The organism is Streptomyces cyslabdanicus, from assembly GCF_052663305.1.
Map to the genome: position 1 here is coordinate 37533 of NZ_JBQRUW010000073.1, position 18823 is coordinate 56355.

Genomic DNA, 18823 nt, shown 5'->3' on the forward strand with positions numbered 1-18823 from the left:
AGCGGGACGCCGAGCGTACCGGGCCGGTCAGCCGGCGGGTGAGTACCGCGACGGCCGGCCCATGGCCCCGGCAGGGCCCGCTGCCGGGGCGTGCGACGAGGGATCAGAAGACGATCCGGGCGCGGCGGGTGGCCGCGAGAGCCGCGTCGGTTCCGGAGACCAGTTCCAGCGGTACGTCCGGATCACGTCCGGCCAGGGAGCGCAGACAGGCGACGGTGTCCGCCCGGACGACCGACGCGGGCTCGCCCGAGCCGATCAGCCACGTGCCCCCGGCGGGCCCGGTGAGCTCCAGTGCGACGGGCGCTCCCGGCCAGGCCAGGGCCAGGTCGCGGACCACCTGCTCGACGATGAGCCGGTCGTGCTCTCCCACCACGAGGGACTGTCCCGTGGCCCGTGCCAGGTCGATGCGGTGCATCCACAGGTCGCGGTTGTAGATGGTGTCGAGCAGGTGGCCGACGGACATCCGGGGTGTCTCCGCCACACCGGTGCCGACCCTGGCACGCCGCATCAGTCCCGGGCGGCGCCGACGGGCCTGTACGGCGCGGGGCCACAGCAGTGCGAACCGCTCGGCCAACTCCGGTCCGGACGCGGTGGCGTGGTCGGCGACCTGCGCCGCCATGTGCGCGTCGACCGGGCCCATGCCCCGGTGGCGCAGCCGGCCCGTGATCTCCCTGCGCACCATGGTGGCCAGGGAGATGTTGTCCTCGCACTGGGCGACGAGATGGGAGACCAGCGTCCGCACGTCCCATTCCACGCAGTCGGTGGGACGGTGCCAGTCGTCGTCGCCGAGCTTCGCGAGGACGTCCATGGCGGCCCGGCCCTCCGCCTCGGCGACCGCGGCCGACTGGTCACGGTCGGTACGCGGCAGGCGTGCGGCCTCCTCGTAGGTCTGTGTCATCGCACTCGCCCTCCTCGGGGGCGTAGAAGTGGAAGAACATGTCCACCGTCGTCCGGGTGAGCCGGGTGAAGCGGCCTTCCTCGACCCGCGCGGACGGCTCGTTGGCGAGCTGCTGGCTGATCACTCCGGCCATCAGCGCCGTGTAGAGGGCCACCCCGTCCTCCTCGGCGGCGGCGGGCGACAGCTGCCCGGCGCCCACCGCGGCCCGGAGGGCGGCCCGCAGGAGTTCCAGTTGCCGCACCGCGGGTTCGAAGGCCCGTGGCGTGGGTTCGAATCCGGGCACGGGCCGCCAGTACAGCAGTTGTGCCAGCACCGGATGGGCCATGGCCCAGGCCACGGTGGCCTGCTGGCCCGCCAGGAGGGCGCCGCGCGGATCCCGGGACAGCATGGCCCGGTACGGCTCGAGCACGCCGACCGTCTCACGCATCCCTCGCTCGAACAGGGCGTCGTAGACGGCGGTCCTGGACGGGAAGTACTGGTAGAGCGAGGGCGGCCGCATCCCCATCCGCCGGGCCACCTCGGCCAGGCTCAGCGCGGCCACGCCTTCCTCCGCCATCACCTCGAGCGCGGTGTCGAGGATCTCCCGCACGGTGTCGTTGCGTCGGCGCAGCCTCCGGTCCTCCCTCATGCCATTAAGAAAACCTAATGGGCATAGGGAAGTCAATACCCCGTCAGTTCCGCGCTCGGACACACCGCGAGCACCGCGCGCCGGCCGGTCACGCTTTGACGGCCGGTCACGCTCTGACGGCCGGTCAGGGTCGGAGGCTCGGGTTCGTGGCCCGGGCGGGGCCGGCTTACGGGCTCGACTTCATCGCCCGATGGAGCCGGGTCCCGGCTCAGGTCCACCGCCCCGTGCCGTACGGCGGTGCGCCGTCGAGCAGTCGGTCGCGCAGTTCCTGCCGCCGGACCTTGCCCGTCGCGGTGAGCGGGAGCTGGTCCAGGGGCAGCACCGTCGGCTCGCCGAGCGGCGGAAGGTCGGTCACGGCCTGCCGCCACGCGCCGATGTCCAGCGTGCCGTCCCGGGTCACCAGGACCGGCTGCGGCAGTCCGCTCGCGCGGCCGAGCACCACCGCCTCGACGACCTCCGGCAGCCGGTCGTGGATCACGTCCTCGATCTCGACGCAGCTGCCGTCGGGGATCGCGTCCACCTCGCGGTCCAGCAGGAGCAGCCGGCCGGAGCGGGTGATGAGGCCCAGGTCCCCGGTGGTGAACCAGGGACCGGACAACTTGGCGCGCATCCGCTCCGGTTCGCTGACGTATCCGGCGCACAGCGTTCTCGTGCGGGCCTGCACCAGGCCGGGCCTGGCACGCCCTACGGGCTGGAGGGTCGCCGGGTCCACCACGCGCAGTGCGGTCCCGGGCACGCTCCGCCCCAGGTCACGGGTGGTGGGATGGCGTTCCCCCGTGGCGCGCACCGACCTGCGCGTCAGGCAGCGGAAGGTGAGCGGCCCGGTCTCGGACTGCCCCCAGACCTGCACCCACAGCGGCAGCCGGCGCCGGGTCGCGGTCAGGAACGTCCGTACCGTGGGCGGGTGGACGGCGTCGTAGGTGTTGATGTAGAGCCGGACGTCGTGGAAGGGGTTGTCCGGCGACGCCGCCAGCGGCTGCCAGCGCACGAAGGCCGAGGGCGTGGCCTCCAGCACGGTCGGCGGATGGGCGCGCAGGACGGGTTCGGCGAGCCGGGGACCGTAGCCGTCCAGGATCACCGCCGCGCGCGGCGCGAGCCAGAACACGCTGATGGTCCAGGCGAGACCCCGCCCGTGCGCGTACGACGCCGCCTGGGCGACGGTGTCGTCGCGTCGGGTGGACACGAGGGGCAGGCGCCGGGTCTCGGCCGCGGCGATCCGGTGGATCAGCGTTCTGGCGGAGTGCCGGACCAGCTTGGGGACCCCGGTGGTTCCCGAGGTGTGCATGATGGCCAGGGTCAGGTCGTCCGGGCGGGGGCGGGGCGGCGGCGTCCGGTGGCCGCGCACGTCCGCGAGCGGGACCGCGCCGGGTGCGGGGGCGTCGAGGGTCAGGGTGCGGCGGGTGAAGGCGGTGAGGTCGGTCTCCTCACCGCGCGCGGCCGCCAGCGTGGCCGAGGTGGTGACCAGGGCGGCGGCGTCGAGGCGCTTGAGCAGTACCTGGAGCGTCTCCGCCGGGAGGCGGTCGGAGATCAGCGCGGGCACCGCGCCGATACGGGCGGCGGCACAGGCGAGCAGGACGTAGTCCCAGTGGTTGGGTTTGATCACGGCGACCCGGTCGCCCGGCGCCACGCCCAGCCCCTCGAGCCAGCCCGCCGCCTGGCTCACCAGATGGGCCAGGTCCGGGATGTCGTACGTGGTCCGGCCGTCGTCCGCGATGTCCAGCGGCCGGCTCAGATGGACCGTCGTCCCGGTGCCGCGGTCGGCCAGGACGTCGAAGAACGGTCCGGGGGCGAGGAGTTTCATCGGGTGACCTCCGAGGAATCGCGTTGCGCGCACGGGAGCTGCTGGACGGTGGGGCGTGGCGCGGAGGGGCCGGGTGGGCCTCCGCGCGGGGCGCGGGGACGTCGGCTCGGGTCCTCGCGCCGCCCTCCGGCTCAGGCGAGGCTGGTGTTCAGGAGGTTGACCGCCACCAGCGTGACGACGAGGATCCGGTGGGCCCGGATGCCGATCAGCCGGCCGCGCAGGACGTCGCCGCGCACCATGCCGACCGTGAACTGCCTCACGCGGGTCGCCTTCAGCGGGACGAAGGCGAGCGGGAACCACCACGGGGCGATCCCCAGCAGCGGCGCGCTGACGATCACCGTGGTCTCGACGACCGAGAGCGCACCGACGAACCGGCGGTTGCCGGCGAGGGACAGCGGACGCGCGGCGGTCGGCCGGCCCACCACGCGGTCCCCCTCGACGTCGTGGGGGTTCGAGTACACGCCGAACAGGACCGGCCCCAGCCCGAACAGGAACGCCTCCACGACCGCGAGCCCGGTGAACTCCCCGGTGAGCAGGCCGAACAGCGGCAGCACGAAGGCCCAGCCGACCACGGCCAGGTTCACTTCCTGAAGGCCCGGGAAGGTGAACCGCAGGCCCCACGAGTACTGCGGGACGACGACGGCGGCGGCCGCGAGGGCGAGGGCAGCCCACACCGGGCGGTGCGGCGCGCAGACCAGCGCCACCGTCCAGCACAGCCACCCGGCGAGAAGCGCGCCCCAGGCGAAACGGACCGCGGCCGCCTCGGTGAGCGCCCCGGCCGACAGTGGCTTGCGGGCCAGTGCCCGCCCCGGCGCGTCGTGGCCGTAGTGCGCGGCGCCGCTTCCGTCCCGGTGGCTGGTGACGTCGCCGAACGCGACGGCCGCCGCCACCAGGCACACCTCGCCCAGCAGGAACGCGAGCAGCGTCGGCAACGACGCCCCGTCGAACCGCTGGGCCACGGGGAGCAGCGACCAGACGACGGCCAGGCTGAGGTAGTGGTCGACCATGCCGAGCTTGGCCGGCCGGAGGTAGGCGGGAAGCCGCGGCCCCGGGCGCAGGCCGGGGCGGAGCCCGACGTCGCCGACGTCCTGGAGTGGCGGCTCCGTGGCGGTCTCGGAGCCGAGGTCACTGGTCATGGACGCTCCCTGTGGTCGTGACGCCGGGCGTCCGCGGGGTACCCCGCGCCGTGGCGATCCGCCGGGCACGCCGGTCGAGGGTGCCCTCGGGGTCGACGACCGCGGGGCGTTCGAGGTGTGCCGCGGCCCGCGCCTGGAAGAGGGCGCACAGGCCACGGCCGGGTACGGGCCCCTGTTCGGCGTGCCGGCGGCGCGGCCGTGCCGGGACCCGGTCGGGTACGTCGACGCCGCCGGCCGTGGTCCAGGTCTCCGTCATGCGGTGAACTCCCAGGGTGTACCGGGCAGAACGCAGCCGGCCCGGGTCAGTGCGGCGCCGAACCGCGGGTCCGCGGCGAGTTCGGTCAGGTCGGTCGTCAGCGGGACCGACGGCGCCGGACGGCGGGAGGCGGCGGCGCCACCGGATCCGTGCCGGGTCAGTACGGCCGCGGCGGAGAGCAGGGAGGTGTCCACGCGCAGCGGCGGGGCGCTCCCGTGCCCCGCGCGGCCGGTGGCGGACCGCGCCACCAGCGCGGCCAGCACCCCCTCGGCGCAGACCAGCCCGCCGAGCACGTCGAGCAGCGTCATCAGCGACGGCGTCGGCGGCTCGCCGTGCCGCGCGGTCAGCCCGGCCAGACCACTGCCCGCCTGCACCAGGTAGTCGGTGCCGAGCGGCGGGGTGGGCCCGAGAGCCTCACCCCAGCCGGACGCCCGGGCGTAGACGAGGCCGGGCCTGACCCCGGCCAGGTCGGTGGCGTCGAGATGCCACGCGGCCGCCTTGCCGGGGGCCCAGTTGTGCAGGAACACGTCGGCGTCGCGCACGAGTTCACGGAGCGTGTCGCGGCCGCTCGGGGTCCGCAGGTTGGCCTCCGCCACGTCCTTGCCGTGGTTGAGCGCCAGGAACCGGGCCGAGCAGTCGCCGACCATCGGCTCGGTGCCGCGCAGGGGATCCCCGCCGGGCGGTTCGACCTTGACGACCCGGGCCCCGAGCCGGGCGAGCACGGTCCCGGCGAGCGGTCCCTGCACCCGTCCGGTGGACTCGACGACGACCAGCCCGGCGAGCGGCCGGGACACCGTGGGGGCCGCCGCCGCGGGTGAGGGCACCGCGTGCCGGGCCGCGGACAGCGCGCTGACGGTCCACGGGGTCTCGGGCAGGGCGGTCGGCTCCGGCGCGTCGAGGCCGCGGACGGGCAGCACGCTGACGTCGGTCCGGGCGCCCGCGGTGCGGATCACCCGGTACGGACGCCGCGCGGCGACGCGGTGCAGCGCGGCGGGCAGCGGGCAGACGGCGGTGGCGAACCGGTGCTGGAACGGCGGCCAGCCACGGCGGATCGCGGTCCGCTCGGCGTCGAGGACGGTCCAGAAGCGCTGCCAGGCCTCGGCGTCGAGGGTCTCGATCTCGAACCTGACCCCGTCGGCGCTCGTGAACGGCGGGGCGCCGGCGTCCGCGGCGGGGCGTGCCACCGGCACCGGCACGTCCGACGGGTGCGCGGGGGCGGCGCTCGCCATGGCCAGGTACTGGCCCGCGGCGAGGAGCGCGCCCTGCGCGACCGAGGTGCTCACCCGGCCGATCCGGGTGCCGCGCGCGGCGGCGTGGAACGCGGCGAGCACGCCGGTCACGGCGAGCACGCCGGTCACCGCTCCGGCGTAGTCGAGTCCGAGCGGCGTGGGCGCCCCGTACCGGCGCCCGTGGATGTGGGCGATGCCGCAGGCGGACTGCACGTCGGCCTCGCTCGCCAGAGGCAGCGCCACCGGGCCCGCCCAGTCGAGGGCGCAGGTCAGGCTGCCGGAACCCGAAGCGGCCACGAGGGTGCCCGCGTCACCGGCGTCACCGGTGCCGTGCTCCGGACCCGCGGTGGCCGGTTCGCAGCCGAGGAGCGCCAGGTGCTCGGCGGCGACCGTGAGCGCCGTCGAGCCGCCCGCGGCGGTCAACGGGATCCCGGCCAGCGGCCGGTGCGGTTCCGGCGCCCGCCGCGCCTCCCTGCGTACACACGCGTCGACGCTCACCGGGATCGCCGCCCCTGCACGGAGTAGATCACGCACGAGCCGGCGCGGAACCGCGGACGCCGCATCCACTCTGCTCCGGCGCGGCTCGGCGCGAGCAGGACCGGGCCGTGGTCGATGGTGGTGGCGGGCGCGACGGCGGCGCCCGAGCCGGCCGGATGAAGGATGCCGGCGAGGGATGCGGTGGCGAAGGGCCTGCCGTCAGCGGATGTGTGCATGAGATCCCCTTGGACACCTCGGGCCCGTTGCCCGACGACACACACAGAAGATCACATCGAGCGACAGTCATCTCGCTCTCCGTTTCGGCCCGTGTTGGGTCGCGGCCGCGGCATCCCCGCAGTGCGGCCCGGGTTTGCCGCCGGGCAGGCCGGTTCCGGGGGCCCGCGGGTTTCACTGCGCGGAGTGACCACGATCGCCCGGTCGGAGGCGCGTGGCCCGTCGGCCTCCGGGGCCCACGGCGGCCCGTGCACGATGCACAGCGGTGGCGGTCGCCGGTGACCGGACGCGGTCAGCGGCTCCGCGGAGTCACCAGGCCCGATTCGTAGGCGAGGACCACGAGTTGGGCGCGGTCGCGGGCCCGGAGCTTGACCATGGCCCGGTTGACGTGGGTCTTCGCTGTCATCGGGCTGATCACCATGCGGTCGGCGATCTCGTCGTTGGACAGCCCCTGGGCGACCAGGGCGACGGCCTCGCGTTCGCGGTTGGTCAGTTCCTCCAGGCCGGGGCCGACGCCCGTGTCGAGCGGCTGGGTGACGTACCGGCTGATCAGCTTGCGGGTGATCGACGGCGCGAGCAGCGCGTCGCCCCGCGCGGCGACGCGCACGGCGTGCAGGAAGTCCTCCGGCACGATGTCCTTGACGAGGAACCCGGCCGCGCCGGCGCGCAGCGCGTCGAAGACGTACTCGTCCAGGCCGTAGTTGGTCAGGATGACGACGTGCACCCCGGACAGCGCCGGGTCCGCGGCGACGCGCCGGGTCACCTCGATGCCGTCGAGGACCGGCATCCGGATGTCGACGAGCGCGATGTCGGGCAGATGCTCCCGGACCAGGGCCAGGCCTTCCTGCCCGTCACCGGCCTCCGCCACCACCTCGATGCCGTCCTCCATGTCGAGCAGCGCGCGGAAGCCGCTGCGCAGGAGCGGCTGGTCGTCGACCAGCAGGACACGGATCACGACGTCTGCTCCACGGGAAGTTCGGCCTGGACGGTGAAGCCGCCCCCGACGCGCGGCTCCGCCCGCAACCGGCCCCCGAGAGCGGTGACGCGCTCACGCATCCCGAGCAGTCCGACACCGGGCATCGGGGTGGTGTCCGGCGTGGCCCTGCCGTCGTCGTCGACCCGTATCGTGAGCGCGTCCGCACGGCAGTCGATCCGGACCGACGCGGTGTCTGCGGCGGCATGCCGGGCGATGTTGGTCAGCGACTCCTGGACGATCCGGTAGACGGTCCGGTCCACCGCGGCGGGCACGTCGTGCGGTTTCCCCTCGATCGTCAGTGTCGCGTCCAGGCCGATGGCACGGGCTCTTTCCACCAGGTCCGGAACGTGGTCGAGGCCGCGTGGCGGGGCGGTGTCGTCGTCGCGCAGCGCCTCCAGGGTCGCGCGCAGCTCCCGGCTCGCCTCACGTCCGGCCTCCTGGATCGCCAGCAGGGCCGCCGGCACCTGCTCGCCGCGCCTGCGGGCCACATGCACGGCGACCTCCGCCTGCACCTTGATGATCGAGATCTGGTGGGTCAGCGAGTCGTGCAACTCCCGTGCGATGTGCAGCCGTTCCTCGTCGGCGCGGCGCCGCGCGGTCTCCTCCCGGGTGCGCTCGGCCTCGTCCGCCCGCCGCTCGGCCTGCCGCAGCGCCTCGCCCGCCGCGCCGGCCGCGACCAGCCAGGCCACCTCCAGGGCGCCGCGGGCCTGCGCGAACGCCTCCCCGAGGTCGTGCAGGGAGGCCAGGGCCGCGAGGGGGAGGGCGGCCAGCATGGCCACGCTCGTCACCACCGTGACGGTGCGGTGCCCCGCCCGCATGGCGGCGTACACCGCGAACAGGTAGGCGACGGCGGGCACATCGAAACCGGCCGCCTGGTACCCCACCGCGCACAGTCCGGTCACGGCCAGCACGGGCAGCGGGGCCCGTCGGCGCGCGGCCAGCGCCAGGCCGCCGGCCGCCAGCAGCGCATAGCCGAGCAGGCCGAGGCCGTCGGCGGAGTGCTGCCCGGACAGCCCGGTGGCCAGCAGCGCCCCCGCCACGCCGACGGCGATCGCCCAGTCCCCGGCACCGGCCGGAACACCGAACCGTCCTCTGTCCATGGGCGCACCCTAGCGGGATGCCGCCGCGGGCGGATCACGCTCGCGGACGAGCGCCCCTGTACCGCGCCCGCGGTACAGGGGTGGCGCCCGCGGTACGCGCGGGCTCCCGCCTGCGCCGTCGGCGGCAGCCCGAAGTGTCTGCGCCTGCGGGACGTCTCCAGGCGGGTCCGGCGGACATGATCGGGCGATGTCCAGTCGCAGGAGGAGAAGATGACGGCAACCGACACGCCCCGTACGGAAGGAGCCCTGGCGGGACTGGCCCGGTTCTGTTACCGGCGCCGCCGCCTGGTCCTGCTGACCTGGATCGTCAGTGTGGTGGCCGTGGCGTTCTTCGGCTTCCGTTTCGGCGCTGCCCCCGACAACGACTTCACCGGCGGGGAATCCGGGTCGGCCAAGGCGCAGGCCCTGATCGAGAAGCACTTCCCCGAACAGCAAGGGGACACGCTGACCCTCGCCATCAGGGCGGAGAAGGGGATCGACGACCCCGCCGCCCGCAGGAAGATCGAGAAGGTGGTCGCCGATCTGGCGGACTCCCCCGAGACGGGGCCGGTGGTCTCGCCGTACCAGAACGCGAATCTGGTGACGAAGGATCGCCACATCGCCCGTACGACGATCCCGCTGACCGACAAGAACGTGGACAAGGCCAAGGTCAAGCCCTTGGTGGACACGGTCAGGGACGCCTCCGGCGACGGGGTGACGTTCGGCCTCGGCGGGAACAAGGCGGAGAAGGCCGAGACGCCTGCGCAGAGCCCGGCCGACGGTGTGGGTGTGCTGGCGGCAGCGGTGATCCTGTTCATCGCCTTCGGGTCGCTGGTGGCGATGGGCCTGCCGATCGTGACGGCGCTGCTGGCGATCCTGGGTGGCGTGGCCCTGATCAAGTTGCTGGGGCATGTGGTCCCCTCGCCGGACTTCACCGTGTTCTTCGCCGGAATGGTCGGGCTCGGCGTCGGCATCGACTACGCGCTGTTCATCGTGACCCGCTACAAGGACGCCCTGCAGGAGGGTGACGAGCCGGAGTCCGCCACCGTCAAGGCCCTCGCCACCGCGGGTCACGCGGTGCTGTTCGCCGGTACGACCGTGGTGATCGCGCTGCTGGGCCTGGTCGTCATGCAACAGCGGCTGATGACCGGCGTGGCCGTCGCCACCTCGGTGGCCGTGCTGCTGACGATGATCGCCGCGGTGACCCTGCTGCCGGCGTTCCTGGGCTTCACCGGCTACAGGATCAACTCGCTGCGTCTGCCCCGTCGTGCCTCCCGTCGGCGGCAGGCCGACGACGCCCCGGACGCGGGGCGCCGTCCCCTCGCCGAGCGCTGGGCCGGGGTGGTGCAGCGCAAGCCGCTGGTCGCGGCGGTCGCGGCCGCCGGGATCCTGCTGGTGATGAGCGCCCCCACGCTGTCGATGCGGCTGAGCCAGCCCGACGCCAGTGTCCAGCCGCACGACCGGAGCAGCTACATCTCCTACGAGATCCTCTCCGAGGGCTTCGGGCCCGGCTACAGCGCACCGCTGATCTTCGCCACCGAGGTCGGTTCCCGGGGCGGCGACCTGAGCCACGTCGTCGCAGCGGTCAGCAGGACCGACGGGGTCGCCTACGCGACGCCGCCCCAGGTCAGCAAGGACGGGCAGGCCGCCATGTTCATGGCCTTCCCGAAGACCGGGTACCAGGACGCGGCGACCACCGAGCTGGTGCACAGGCTCCGCAACGACGTGCTCCCCCAGGCGTCCGCCGGCGAACAGGTCTACGTCGGCGGCCCGAACGCCGGCACGATCGACTTCGCCGACGAGGCCGGCTCCCGCCTGCCCCTGATGATCGCGGTTGTCATCGCGCTGTCCCTGGTGCTGCTGGTGGCCATGGTCCGCTCGGTCACGATCGCGCTCCAGGCCGCGGTGATGAACCTGCTGTCGATCGGCGCCGCCTACGGTGTGCTGGTCGCGATCGTGCAGTGGGGATGGTTCGGCCCGGCCCTGGGGTTCCCCACCGCCATGCCGGTCACCACCTGGGTGCCGATGATGATGATGCCGGTCCTGTTCGGCCTGTCGATGGACTACGAGGTCTTCCTGATCTCGCGGGTCCGTGAGGAGTACGAGCGCACCGGCGACACCCGCAGCGCCGTCACCGTCGGGCTGGCGCGGACCGCCAAGGTCATCACGGCCGCGGCCGCCATCATGGTCGCCGTGTTCACCACCTCCCTGCTCGGCCCCGACCTCGCGGTCAAGCAGGGCGGGCTCGGCATGGCCGTCGCCGTGCTCATCGACGCCACCGTCATCCGGATGGTCCTCGTTCCCGCCGTGATGGAACTGTGCGGCAAGGCCAACTGGTGGATGCCCGGACGCCGGGCACCGAAGGCGACCGCGGCCGAGAGCGCCGAGGTCGGGGAGGAGGTCAGGGTCTGACCCTGACCTCCGGTGGAAGTGCGGGGGGCTCACGGGGGGGTCTCCCGCACAACCGGCCGACGTGCGGGGCATGATGGCCCGATGGTGACCGCACGCGCCCTCAACCGCTCCACTCTCGCCCGGCAGTTGCTGCTCGCCCGGGAGCCGCTCACCGCCGCCGACGCGGTGCGGCGCGTGGTCGCCCTCCAGGCACAGCAGCCCGCCTCGCCGTACCTGGCGCTGTGGAACCGGCTCAGCGGCTTCGACCCGGCCGGCCTCGACGCCGCCGTGACCGGCCACCGGGCGGTCAGGTCGACACTGATGCGGATCACGCTGCACATGGTCCACGCGGCGGACTACCGGGCGTTCCGCGAGGCCATGGAACCGACACTGCGCGGCTCCCGGCTCGGCGACCCCCGTTTCACGGCCTCCGGGCTCACCGCCGCCGACGCCGACGCGCTGGTCCCGGGACTGCTGGAGTACACCGGCCGGCCGCGGTCCGCCGCCGAGGTGCGGGGCCGGCTCGAGGAGGTCCTGGGCACTCCGGTGGAACCGACGGCCTGGCGCATGCTGCGGCAGTACGCGCCGCTGTGGCACGCGCCCACCGGAGGCCCCTGGTCGTTCGGCACCCGGCAGTCGTACATCGCCGCCGCCACACCGCCGACGCTGGCCGATCCGGACGCCGCCCTCGCGGGGCTGCGCACTCTGATACGCCGTTACCTGGAGGGCTTCGGCCCGGCCTCGGTGCCGGACATGGCGCAGTTCGCGCTGGTCCAGCAGGCCAGGGTGAAAGCGGCGCTGCAGGGGCTCACCGCCGAACTGGAGCAGGTGCCAGGACCCGGCGGCACGGTGCTGTACGACATCCCCGGCGCGCCGCGGCCGGCCGAGGACACCCCGGCCCCGCCCAGGCTGATGGCGATGTGGGACAGCATCCTGCTGGCCTACGCCGACCGCAGTCGCGTCATCCCACCCGCGTACCGCAAGCTGGTGACGCGCGTCAACGGCGACGTGCTGCCCACCCTGCTGGTCGACGGCTACGTCGCGGGCGTCTGGCGTCCCGTCGACGGAGGAATCGAGGCCACCGCCTTCCACCCGCTTCCCGAGCACGTCTGGCGCGGGCTGGCCGCGGAGGCCGGATCACTCGTCCTGTTCCTCGCCGACCGCGAGGACTCGGTCTACCGGCGCTACGGCCACTGGTGGACGAAGGGCCTCCCGGCCGCCGAGACACGCCTGCTCCGCGGCGACTGAGCCGACGGGCCACGCCCCGCCGTTGGGCCGCCGTCCGTCATCCGCGAGGGACCCTCGTGCCCGCACGGCGAACCCGCCTTGGCACCGTGACGATTAGCCCCATATGTCGCATGTTGTCGTTCACGTCGCAGTAGGTCTACGGTGAGTGGATGTGGAGGAGTTCCCGGACCGGCCGAACGGCGACACGACCGGGGAGCACTTTCGTGTGAGGAAGTGATCCCGGTGCCCATCGCATGGGATGACATCGGCGGGCTTGCCGATGCCCATGAGCGTTTTCTGACCGGTGCGCTGGTCGAATCGGACGTCCGCGGCCTGGTGCTCGACTCCTGGAAGCGGTGCTGGTTCGCGGGCTTCGAGCCGCATCGGCCGGGGTTTCCGCGCGCGATCGAGCTGGACCCGGACGACCGGCTGCTGCGCGCGGCCGAGCCGGTGCTGAAGGACCTGTCCGCGTCGCTCACCGACATGAACGTGACGGTCGTGCTGTGTGACGGGCGGGGCCGCATGGTCCAGCGGCACGGGGGAGGCCGGCAGCTCCTGCAGCGTCTCGACAAGGTGCAGTTCGCGCCCGGATGCGACGCCTCCGAGTCGGCCGCGGGCACCAACGGCGTGGGCACCGCGCTGGCCGGTCGCCTCCCGTTCTACGTCGTGGGCCGTGAGCACTTCGCCGACTGCCTGCAGCCCTTCGCGTGCGCGGGCGCGCCCGTCCGTAACCCGCTCAGCGGGCGTACCGAGGCGGTCGTCGACCTCTCCTGCCTGCGTGAGCGCAGCGACCCCGTCATGCTGAGGCTGGCCGGCGAAGCCGCACACGACATCGAGGCGGAGCTGCTGGAGCAGGCCACGGCACGGGAAAGGGCCCTGCTCGCCGCGTACCGACGGGCACACCACGGCACGGCCGGATGGTCCTGGTCCGCGTGCGCACCGCCAGGTCAGGACGACGACCACGAGGGAAGCGGGCTCGGCCGGATCGATCTGGCCCTGCTGCGGGAGAAGGCCGAGGCGCTCATCGCCTCCCCGCAGCACACCTTCGACGAGGTGACCCTGACCGGCGGGCGGGTCGCCATGCTGCGACGTCGCCCGGTCACCGGACCGACGGGCGAGGCCGGTGTGGTCGTCGAGGCCCGCGTATTCGGCGGACCGAGCCTGCGGGTCACCGGACCCGGTGCTTCGGCGGAGTCGTCCCGGGCCTCCTCGGCGGCCCCCGTCGCCATCCCGCCCGCGCCGCCCCTCGTCGCACCGAAGCCGGACCGGACACCCCCGGTCGCCCCGCACAAGCCGGCGACGGCGCCCCCTGCGACACCCGCAACCGAAGGGCCGCACACCCCGGCCCGGGCCGGAACGGACGATCACGGCGACGAAGGAGGAAGCTGGCCGCTGCTCGTCGGCGAGCCCGGCGTCGGCCGGCTGGCAGTGCAGGCCCGTCGGCGTCTCGAGCTGCTGCACGACGCCGGCCTGCGGATCGGTAGCACGCTGGACGTCACCCGGACCGCCGAGGAACTGGCGGAGGTGACCGTCCCCCGGTTCGCCGACTTCACCGCCGTCGATCTGCCCGATGCCGTGCTGCGCGGCGAGGAGCCCGAGCCGTTCCGCGCGGGCACCGCGTTGCGCCGGGTGGCGTTGGGTGCGGTGGAGGAGGAATCCCCTCTGTACGGTCTCGGCGACGAGGTCCGGTTCGCGCCGTTCACACCGCAGGCCCACAGCCTGGACAGCCGGCAGTCCGTCCTCGAACCCGTCCTGTCCGAAGCCGCCGGCTGGTTCGCCCAGGACCCGGAGCGCGGGCAACGGATCCTCGCGGCGGGCATCCACTCCCTGATCACCGTGCCGCTGCGGGCCCGGGGCGCGACCCTCGGGGTGGCGAGCTTCTACCGCTGCGGCAAACCGGCCCCCTTCGAGGACGACGACCTGTCCCTGGCCCAGGAACTGGCCGCCCGCGCGGCCATCTGCATCGACAACGCCCGCCGCTACACGCGCGAGCACCACACCGCCCTGGCGTTGCAGCGCAGCCTGCTGCCCCGGGGACGGCCGGAGCAGAACGCCGTAGAGGTCGCCTGCCGCTACCTGCCCGCGCAGGCCGGAGTGGGCGGCGACTGGTTCGACGTCATCCCGCTGTCCGGCGCCCGGGTGGCGCTCGTGGTCGGCGACGTGGTCGGACACGGCCTGCACGCCGCCGCCACCATGGGCCGGCTGCGCACCGCCGTGCAGAACTTCTGCTCCCTGGACCTGCCGGCCGACGAGCTCCTCACCCACCTCGACGACCTGGTGGGCCAACTCGACCGGGGCGAGGGCCGGGCGGCGGACACCCCGGAACCGGACTCGGGGATCATCGGCGCCACCTGCCTGTTCGCCGTGTACGACCCGGTGTCCCGGCGGTGCACCCTCACCCGCGCGGGGCACCCCCAGCCCGCGGTGGTCGCGCCCGACGGCACGGTGGAGTTCGTCGACCTGCCGCCGGGGCCGCCGCTCGGGCTCGGCGGCGTGCCGTTCGAGACCGTCGAGCTGGAGCTGGCCGAGGGCAGCCAACTGGTGCTGTACACCAACGGCCTGATCGAGGACCGGCTCCGCGACGTCGACACCGGCCTCGACACGCTGCGCACCGTGCTGGCCCGCGCCGACCGCGGCCCGGAGGACACCTGCGAGGCGATCCTCGACGCGCTGCTCCCGGCCCGGCCGGCCGACGACGTCGCCCTGCTCGTCGCCCGTACGCGCGCGATGGGCCCCGAGCACGTCGCCGAGTGGGACCTGCCCAGCGACCCGGCCGTCGTCTCCCGTTCCCGTGCGGCGGTCATCGGCCAGCTCACGGCCTGGGGGCTGGACGACCTCGCCTTCACCACCGAACTCGCCGCCAGCGAACTGGTCACCAATGCCGTCCGGTACGCCACCGGCCCGATCCGGCTACGGCTGCTCCGCGACCGCGCCCTCATCTGCGAGGTCTGCGACGGCAGCAGCACCTCACCGCGGCTGCGCCGCGCCACGAGCGAGGACGAGGGCGGGCGCGGGCTCTTCCTCGTCGCCCAGCTCACCGAGCGGTGGGGCACCCGTTACACCACCGACGGGAAGGTCATCTGGACGGAACAGCCCCTGCCGTGACAGTCGTTCGCCGCACCACATCTGTTCTCCCGCCACCTGCTGGGCCCCATGGGCGCCCGCCGCACGCCGGACGCGGCCGCGCATGACGTAGCGTCCGGTCGTATGGAACCCACGGCTCACCTCCAGCCGGCACCGGGCACCCGGCGCCGGGCCCGTGACCTCGGCATCGTCGCCGGGCACGGCGACACCGGCCCCCTCAACGCGATCACCGACGTGCCGGGCGTCCGGGTCGGGCACACCACCGTCCGGCGTCCCCCCGAGGTGCACAGCGGAGTGACCGCCGTCGTGCCCGGTGCCGTCGGCCCCAACGCGCCGCTTCCCGCAGGGGTGTTCACCGGAAACGGCTACGGCAAGCTCATCGGCACCACCCAGCTCACCGAACTCGGCACGCTGGAGACCCCGGTGCTGCTCACCTCCACCCTGTCGGTGTTCCGGGTCGCCGACGCCCTGGTCGGGTGGATGCTCGAACGGCCCGGATGCGGCGAGGTCCAGAGCCTCAACCCGGTCGTGGGCGAGTGCAACGACGGCCTCCTGTCCGACATCCGCGCCCGGCCGGTGCACGAGGAGCACGTCCGGGCCGCACTCGACGGGGCGTCAGGCGGTCCGGTGGCCGAGGGCTGCGTCGGCGCGGGAACCGGCACCGTCGCCCTGGGGTTCAAGGCCGGGATCGGGACCGCCTCGCGCGTACCCGACCTGGGAGGCCGGCCGTGCACGACCGGAGTCCTGGTGCAGGCGAACTTCGGCGGCACGCTGCGGGTGCTGGGCCGCCGCGTCACCCCGCGGTCCCTGGGCCTGACCGGCGACCCGGCGCCGGTCGCGGAGACCGGCTCCTGCATGATCGTGGTGGCCACGGACGCCCCGCTCGACGCGCGCCAACTCACCCGCGTCGCGCGGCGGGCCGTGTTCGCCCTGGCCCGCACCGGCGCGGCCTACGGCCACGGCAGCGGCGACTACGCCATCGCCTTCGCCACGCGCCCTCAGGCGGGCGCCACTGTCGCCGACGCCGAACTGGGGCCCCTGTTCGAGGCCGTGCTCGACGCCGTCGAGGAGGCGGTGCTCAACTCCCTGCTGGCCGCGACCACGACCGCGGGCTTCGGCGGCCGCACCGTGCCGGCCCTGCCCGCGGACCGGCTGCTCGACGCCCTCACGGATCCCGTGGCAACCCCGCTGTCCGACGGCCGGAAACAGCCGTCCGGCTGACCCGGGATCCGCGCCTGGCACGCGCCTGGCACGCGCCAGGCGTGTGCCCGGCACGCGATAGGCCGCGGCTATCGGCCGCATTCGGCAATCGCGCATTGTGACGGCCCGGCCCTTCGGAGGGCCTGACCAGGTCCGGCGGCACGGCCGGCGTGGTCCAGCGAAGGGGAGGGCATGGCACAGTCACAGCACCTTCGGCGCAACTTCATCGACGGACGGTGGGACCCGGCCGAGTCGGGGCTGACCCGGGAGAACGTCAACCCGGCCGACGTCACCGACCGGATCGGGGAGTTCGCCGAGTCGGGCGGCGTCGACGTGGACCGGGCGGTCGACGCCGCCACGGCCGCGCTGCCCGGCTGGCGCGGGCTCGGACCGGTCAGGCGAGCCGCGTTCCTTGCCCGGGCCGGGACACTGCTCGGCGAACGGGCCGAGGAGTTCGCCGCCGTCATCACCCGCGAGCAGGGCAAGCTGCTCACCGAGGCACACGGTGAGGTGGCCCGCGCGCGGTCCGTACTCGACTTCACGGCCGGACAGGCGCGGCTGCTCGGCGGCGTCACGGCGCCCGCCGAGGACGAGCGCACGTTCGCCTGCACCTTCCGCCGCCTGATCGGCGTGGTGGGCCTGGTCTCGCCGTGGAACTTCCCGCTGGCGATCCCGATGTGGAAGGTGGCGCCCACGCTGCTGTCGGGGTGTACGGCGGTGCTGAAGCCCTCGCCGCTGACCCCGCTCACCGCGGCCCTGCTGGTGGAGGTGTTCCAGCAGGCCGGAGTTCCGGACGGGGTGCTCAACCTGGTGCAGGGCGACGTCGCGGCCGGCGAGGCGCTCGTCACCAACCCGGCGGTGGCGGGCATCAGTTTCACCGGCTCGCTCGCCGTGGGCACCGCCATCCAGACCGCCGGCGCGCACCGGCTGCTGCGCACCCAGCTGGAGCTCGGCGGCAAGAACGCGGTCGTGGTCTGCGACGACGCCGACCTGGACCGGGCCGTGGACGCGGTCGTGCACGGCGCGTTCGGGCAGGCCGGGCAGCGGTGCAGCGCCACGAGCCGGGCGGTGGTGGACGTCCGGGTGCGGGAGGAGTTCCTCGAGCGGCTGGTGCCACGGGTCGCCGGGCTGCGCGTGGGGCCGGGCGACGACCCGGCCTCCCAGGTGTGCCCGGTGGTCAACACGGTCCGCAGGGACGTGGCACTGTCGGCGATCGCCGGGGCGCAGCGCGACGGCGGCAAGGTGCTCTGCGGCGGCGGCCCCGGCGAACGGGCGGACCTGCCCCAGGGATGCTACCGGCCTTCATTCGCAGTGCACCGGCGTTCACGCGGGTGGTGAGGCGAATCCGGGGGTCGCGACGCGGAGCGTTGCCGGATCGTTCCAGCGGAGCTGGATTCGGCTGATCCGCCCCGGACTGTCCCCGGACTGTCGGTGACCGGTGCTAGCGTCCGGATCGTGCAGCTTCGGTACGTCTTCCGTCTCGACCCGACACCCGGTCAGCGCATCGCGCTGGCCCGGGCGTTCGGATGCGCGCGGGTGGTGTACAACGACGCGGTCGCGGCGCGGGAACGGGCCCGGGCGGCAGGCCAGCCGTTTCCCACCGCGGCGGTGCTGTCGAAGACGCTTCTCACCGAGGCGAAGAAGACTAGTGAGCGGCACTGGCTGGGCGAGGTGTCCGCGGTGGTGCTGCAGCAGGCACTGCGGGACGTCGAGACCGCCTACCGCAACTTCTTCACCTCTCTGAAGGGCCGACGCAAGGGCCCGAAGGTGGGCGCGCCGCGGTTCAAGTCGCGCAAGGATGCCAGGCAGGCGATCCGGTTCACCGCGAACGCCCGCTGGAAGATCACCGCCACGGGGCGGCTGAACCTGCCGAAGATCGGCGAGGTGCGGGTGAAATGGTCACGGTCTCTTCCTGCCGTCCCGTCCTCGGTGACCGTGACGAAGGACGCTGCCGGGCGGTACTTCGCCTCCTTCGTCGTCGACACCGACCCGGCCGCCGACGCGGCCCGCATGCCCGACACCGACCGGACGGTGGGCATCGACCTCGGACTCACCCACTTCGCGGTCCTGTCCGACGGCACGAAGATCGACTCCCCGCGGTTCCTGCGCCGGGCGGAGAAGAAACTGAAGAAGGCGCAGCGGGAGCTGTCCCGTAAGCAGAAGGGCTCGAAGAACCGGGCCAAGGCCCGTCTGAAGGTGGCCCGCGC

15 protein-coding genes are annotated in these 18823 nt (G+C 73.8%); 6 read left to right on the top strand and 9 right to left on the bottom strand.

What is annotated here, in order from left to right; all coding sequences use genetic code 11:
* Nucleotides 1–103 precede the first annotated feature (103 nt).
* The 9 genes from ACTYVM_RS34935 to ACTYVM_RS34975 all read right to left on the bottom strand — a co-directional run bounded on the left by ACTYVM_RS34935 (nt 104) and on the right by ACTYVM_RS34975 (nt 8735).
* A complete protein-coding gene (locus ACTYVM_RS34935) occupies nt 104–898 on the bottom strand; it encodes a maleylpyruvate isomerase family mycothiol-dependent enzyme (RefSeq protein WP_445529807.1) in 795 nt (264 codons plus the stop codon).
* Nucleotides 849–1526: a TetR/AcrR family transcriptional regulator gene (locus ACTYVM_RS34940; RefSeq protein ID WP_445529808.1), complete on the bottom strand. Its 678-nt coding sequence runs from the start codon at nt 1524–1526 to the stop codon at nt 849–851. Before ACTYVM_RS34940 ends, ACTYVM_RS34935 begins: the two co-directional genes overlap by 50 nt.
* Nucleotides 1527–1734: 208 nt before the next feature.
* Complete coding sequence (locus ACTYVM_RS34945) at nt 1735–3327, bottom strand: class I adenylate-forming enzyme family protein (protein ID WP_445529809.1); 1593 nt, start codon at nt 3325–3327, stop codon at nt 1735–1737.
* A 131-nt stretch (nt 3328–3458) separates the two neighbouring features.
* Entirely contained in the window at nt 3459–4463 is a 1005-nt protein-coding gene (locus ACTYVM_RS34950) for a UbiA prenyltransferase family protein (protein ID WP_445529810.1), read from the bottom strand.
* Nucleotides 4453–4719: a hypothetical protein gene (locus ACTYVM_RS34955; protein WP_445529811.1), complete on the bottom strand. Its 267-nt coding sequence runs from the start codon at nt 4717–4719 to the stop codon at nt 4453–4455. Before ACTYVM_RS34955 ends, ACTYVM_RS34950 begins: the two co-directional genes overlap by 11 nt.
* The gene (locus tag ACTYVM_RS34960) at nt 4716–6446 is read right to left on the bottom strand and encodes a CoA transferase (RefSeq protein ID WP_445529812.1); all 1731 of its coding nucleotides are present in this window, start codon (nt 6444–6446) and stop codon (nt 4716–4718) included. The genes ACTYVM_RS34955 and ACTYVM_RS34960 overlap by 4 nt, the downstream gene beginning before the upstream one ends.
* On the bottom strand, nt 6443–6661 hold the full coding sequence (locus ACTYVM_RS34965; protein ID WP_445529813.1) for a hypothetical protein: 219 nt from the start codon (nt 6659–6661) through the stop codon (nt 6443–6445). The genes ACTYVM_RS34960 and ACTYVM_RS34965 overlap by 4 nt, the downstream gene beginning before the upstream one ends.
* A 290-nt stretch (nt 6662–6951) precedes the next feature.
* Complete coding sequence (locus tag ACTYVM_RS34970; protein WP_445529814.1) at nt 6952–7614, bottom strand: response regulator; 663 nt, start codon at nt 7612–7614, stop codon at nt 6952–6954.
* A complete protein-coding gene (locus ACTYVM_RS34975; RefSeq protein ID WP_445529815.1) occupies nt 7611–8735 on the bottom strand; it encodes a sensor histidine kinase in 1125 nt (374 codons plus the stop codon). Before ACTYVM_RS34975 ends, ACTYVM_RS34970 begins: the two co-directional genes overlap by 4 nt.
* A 210-nt stretch (nt 8736–8945) precedes the next feature.
* Between ACTYVM_RS34975 and ACTYVM_RS34980 the strand changes: the two genes are divergently transcribed.
* The 6 genes from ACTYVM_RS34980 to ACTYVM_RS35005 all read left to right on the top strand — a co-directional run.
* Entirely contained in the window at nt 8946–11126 is a 2181-nt protein-coding gene (locus ACTYVM_RS34980) for an MMPL family transporter (protein ID WP_445529816.1), read from the top strand.
* 81 nt (nt 11127–11207) lie between these two features.
* Nucleotides 11208–12353, top strand: a complete 1146-nt coding sequence (locus ACTYVM_RS34985; protein ID WP_445529817.1) for a winged helix DNA-binding domain-containing protein — start codon at nt 11208–11210, stop codon at nt 12351–12353.
* Between the two features lie 222 nt (nt 12354–12575).
* On the top strand, nt 12576–15437 hold the full coding sequence (locus tag ACTYVM_RS34990; protein WP_445529818.1) for a SpoIIE family protein phosphatase: 2862 nt from the start codon (nt 12576–12578) through the stop codon (nt 15435–15437).
* 102 nt (nt 15438–15539) lie between these two features.
* A complete protein-coding gene (locus tag ACTYVM_RS34995; protein WP_445529819.1) occupies nt 15540–16637 on the top strand; it encodes a P1 family peptidase in 1098 nt (365 codons plus the stop codon).
* Between the two features lie 171 nt (nt 16638–16808).
* The gene (locus ACTYVM_RS35000) at nt 16809–17954 is read left to right on the top strand and encodes an aldehyde dehydrogenase family protein (RefSeq protein ID WP_445529820.1); all 1146 of its coding nucleotides are present in this window, start codon (nt 16809–16811) and stop codon (nt 17952–17954) included.
* 117 nt (nt 17955–18071) lie between these two features.
* A partial coding sequence (locus ACTYVM_RS35005; protein ID WP_445529615.1) for an RNA-guided endonuclease InsQ/TnpB family protein occupies nt 18072–18823 on the top strand: 752 nt, incomplete at its 3' end.